3 protein-coding genes are annotated in these 3,344 nt (G+C 66.9%); 2 read left to right on the forward strand and 1 reads right to left on the reverse strand.

Annotated elements, in window-relative coordinates; genetic code table 11:
* Positions 1–37 precede the first annotated feature (37 nt).
* On the reverse strand, positions 38–637 hold the full coding sequence (locus tag ABGA94_RS04455; protein ID WP_005419460.1) for a lipocalin family protein: 600 nt from the start codon (positions 635–637) through the stop codon (positions 38–40).
* Between the two features lie 128 nt (positions 638–765).
* On the opposite strand from ABGA94_RS04455, the gene ABGA94_RS04460 reads away from it, so the two are divergent.
* Both ABGA94_RS04460 and ABGA94_RS04465 read left to right on the forward strand, forming a co-directional pair.
* Positions 766–1,065, forward strand: a complete 300-nt coding sequence (locus ABGA94_RS04460; protein WP_375366499.1) for a hypothetical protein — start codon at positions 766–768, stop codon at positions 1,063–1,065.
* Between the two features lie 69 nt (positions 1,066–1,134).
* Positions 1,135–3,231 (forward strand): prolyl oligopeptidase family protein, encoded by a 2,097-nt coding sequence (locus ABGA94_RS04465; RefSeq protein ID WP_095378273.1) that lies wholly within the window; start codon positions 1,135–1,137, stop codon positions 3,229–3,231.
* Positions 3,232–3,344: the final 113 nt, after the last annotated feature.

A 3,344-nucleotide genomic window follows, 5' to 3' on the forward strand; every position in this document is an offset into this window, starting at 1 on the left:
GGTAGTGCCGGCCGCTGGCCGGCAATTCCACGTGCGGTCAACGCGCGTTCGGTACTTCGTAGCCCAGCTTGCCGACCTGTTCCGGATGCTGCGGCACGCGCTTGAGCTTGTCGGTGTTCACGCCGTACTCGTCGCGCAGGCGCTCGGCCAGCTCCTTGTACAGCGCTTTGTCCATGTCCGGCGTGCGCGAGAAGATCCAGGCCATCTCGCGGCCCGGGTAGCCGATCAGTGCCCACGAATAATCCGGGGCGACGTCCAGCACCCGGGAGTGGGTCGGCACCACGCGGTAGAACCAGGTGCGCCAGCCGTGGTTGCCGCTGTCCGGGTCGACGCTGGCGCGTGCACGGATCTCCTGCAGGGGTTCGCCGAAGCCGTCGCGGTAGCGGTAGGTGATGCCGACCTTGTGCTCGTCGCGCAACTCGTACTCGTTGACGCTGGCGACGTGCCCGCGTTCGATGAAGTTCGGCACGCGGCCGATCACGTACCAGGTGCCCATGAAGCGCTTGAGGTCGATCGGGGCATCCGGATCGGCGCGCGGGACGCTGGCACGGGGTGATGGCGGCTCACCGACCGCCATGGCGGGGCCCGCCAGGGACAGGGCCAGCAACACGGCGCAGAGCGGGCGGATCGAAGTCATGCGGGAGCGGGCTCAGGAGGGCTTTGCCTGAGCATGGTCGACTGAGCGTGCGCGATCCGTCAATGGTGTCGCAATCTGTGAGAAGGGGCTTGCCCAAGCTGTGTTGCATTGTCTACCGGAGAAGGCCCATGAACAGACGTTCCGTCCGTCACCCTGCAACTGAACGCATCATCGAACGCGCCGACCCGCGCCTGCTGCGTGGCGTGCGGCAACTGGCGCTGGCCGGACTGGCGCTGGTACTGGTCTGGCCAGCGGCACGTGGCAGCAGCGCGTGGTTGGGCTGGCTGCCGATGTGGCTGATCGGCATGCCGCTCGCGGCCTGGTGGGCGCTGCTGCGCTTCCCGCTGCCGCGCCTGTCGGGGCTGCCGAAGGTGCGGCGTACCGGTGGACAGGCGCGTCGCCGGCGCGGCCCGGCGGTCACGGCCTGACCTTCGACACGGGGGAGGCCGCGGCATTCCGTGCTAGCGTTCCACGGCTTATGACTGCCTGGAGCTGCAATGTCACGACTCGCTTCCGCCTGCCTGCTGGCCGGCATGATGACCGCTGCCTCGGTGGGGACCGCCGTGGCCGCTGAGGATACCGACCGCTACGCCTGGCTGGAGGACGTCACCGGCGACAAGCCGCTGTCCTGGGTCAAGGAACAGAATGCCAAGTCCGAGGCGCGCCTGGCGCAGACCCCGGCCTTCAAGCAGATGGAGACCCGCATCCGCGAGGTGCTCGACTCCGATGCCAAGATTCCGGGCGTGCAGAAGATCGGCGACTACTACTACAACTTCTGGAAGGACCAGCAGCACGAGCGCGGCCTGTGGCGGCGCACCACGCTGGCCGAGTACCGCAAGGCGTCGCCGCAGTGGGAGACCGTGCTCGACCTGGATGCACTGAACAAGGCCGAGGGTGAGAACTGGGTCTGGCACGGCGCCGATTGCTTGCGCCCGGACTACAGCCGTTGCCTGATCGCGCTGTCGCGCGGCGGCGCCGACGCCGACGTCACCCGCGAGTTCGACCTGGCCAACAAGACCTGGATCAAGGACGGCTTCTTCCGCCCGGAGTCGAAGGGGGGCCTCAACTGGGTCGATCGCGACACCGTGTTCGTCTACACCGATTTCGGTGCCGGCACGATGACCACGTCCGGCTATCCGCGCGTGGCCAAGCTGTGGAAGCGCGGCACGCCGATGGCCTCGGCCACGACGGTGTACGAAGGCAAGCCGGAAGACATGTACATCGCGGCGATGCACGATGACACCCCGGGCTTCGAGCGCAACCTGGTCAGCCGCACGCTGGCGTTCTACAACAACGAGCTCTACCTGCGTGGCGACGACGGCACGCTGACCAAGATCGACGCGCCGAACTCGGCCGAGAAGGGCCTGCACAAGCAGTGGCTGACCCTGGAACTGCGCGATCCGTGGACCGTGGGCGGCAAGACCTATGCGTCCGGTTCGCTGCTGGCGACGAAGCTGGACGACTTCCTGGCCGGCAAGCGCGACTTCGAGGTGCTGTTCACCCCGACCGCGACCACCTCGCTGGCCAGCGCCACCTGGACCAAAAGCCACCTGGTGCTGAACGTGCTGGACGACGTCAAGAACCGCCTGTCGGTGCTGACCCCGGGCGCCAACGGCTGGCAGACGAGCCGCTTCGTCGGCGCACCTGCCTTCGGCACGCTGGGCGTGGCTGCAGTGGACAGCAATGACAGCGACGCGGTGTGGCTAACCGCCACCGACTACCTGACCCCGACCACGCTGGCGCTGGCCGAGATCGGCCAGGCCCCGGAAACACTGAAGACCATGCCGGCCTTCTTCGACGCCAAGGGCAAGGTGATCGAGCAGCACTTCGCCACCAGCAAGGACGGCACCCGCGTGCCGTACTTCGTGGTGCACGACAGGGCGATGAAGCTCGATGGCTCCAATCCGACGCTGCTGTACGGCTACGGTGGTTTCGAGATCTCGCTGACCCCGAGCTATTCCGGTGGCATGGGCCGCGCCTGGCTGGAGAAGGGCGGGGTGTACGTGGTGGCCAACATCCGTGGTGGCGGCGAGTACGGCCCGCGCTGGCACCAGGCGGCGCTGAAGCAGAACCGCCACAAGGCCTACGAAGACATGGCCGCGGTGGCGCGGGACCTGGTCAAGCGCAAGATCACCAGCGCCAAGCACCTGGGCGTGCAGGGCGGCAGCAACGGTGGCCTGCTGACCGGCAACATGCTGACCCAGTACCCGGAGCTGTTCGGTGCGGTGGTGGTGCAGGTGCCGTTGCTGGACATGAAGCGCTACAGCCACCTGTTGGCGGGTGCCTCGTGGATGGCCGAGTACGGCAACCCGGATACCAGTGACTGGGAGTTCATCAAGACCTTCTCGCCGTACCACCTGTTCAACGCGAAGAAGAACTACCCGCCGGTGCTGTTCACCACCTCGACCCGCGACGACCGCGTGCACCCGGGCCATGCCCGCAAGATGGCGGCGAAGATGATCGACGCCGGCAAGGACGTGACCTACTACGAGAACATCGAAGGGGGTCACGGCGGCGCCGCCAACAACGCGCAGGCCGCACACATGTCGGCGCTGGCCTACAGCTTCCTGTGGGAGCGGTTGGGCGGTAAGTAAGCAGATAGGCAGAACGGAAAACGCCGCCCCCCGGGCGGCGTTTTTCTTTATCCGGTAGTGCCGGCCGCTGGCCGGCAACCGCATCATTCACGCATTCCCGGGTTGCCGGCCAA

The organism is Stenotrophomonas sp. 3diitr2024 (genome assembly GCF_042136455.1).
GTDB lineage: Bacteria > Pseudomonadota > Gammaproteobacteria > Xanthomonadales > Xanthomonadaceae > Stenotrophomonas > Stenotrophomonas sepilia.

Coding starts and splice junctions, on each gene's coding strand:
- ABGA94_RS04455 (WP_005419460.1), bottom strand. CDS start 637: ATGACTTCGATCCGCCCGCTCTGCGCCGTGTTGCTGGCCCTGTCCCTG.
- ABGA94_RS04460 (WP_375366499.1), top strand. CDS start 766: ATGAACAGACGTTCCGTCCGTCACCCTGCAACTGAACGCATCATCGAA.
- ABGA94_RS04465 (WP_095378273.1), top strand. CDS start 1,135: ATGTCACGACTCGCTTCCGCCTGCCTGCTGGCCGGCATGATGACCGCT.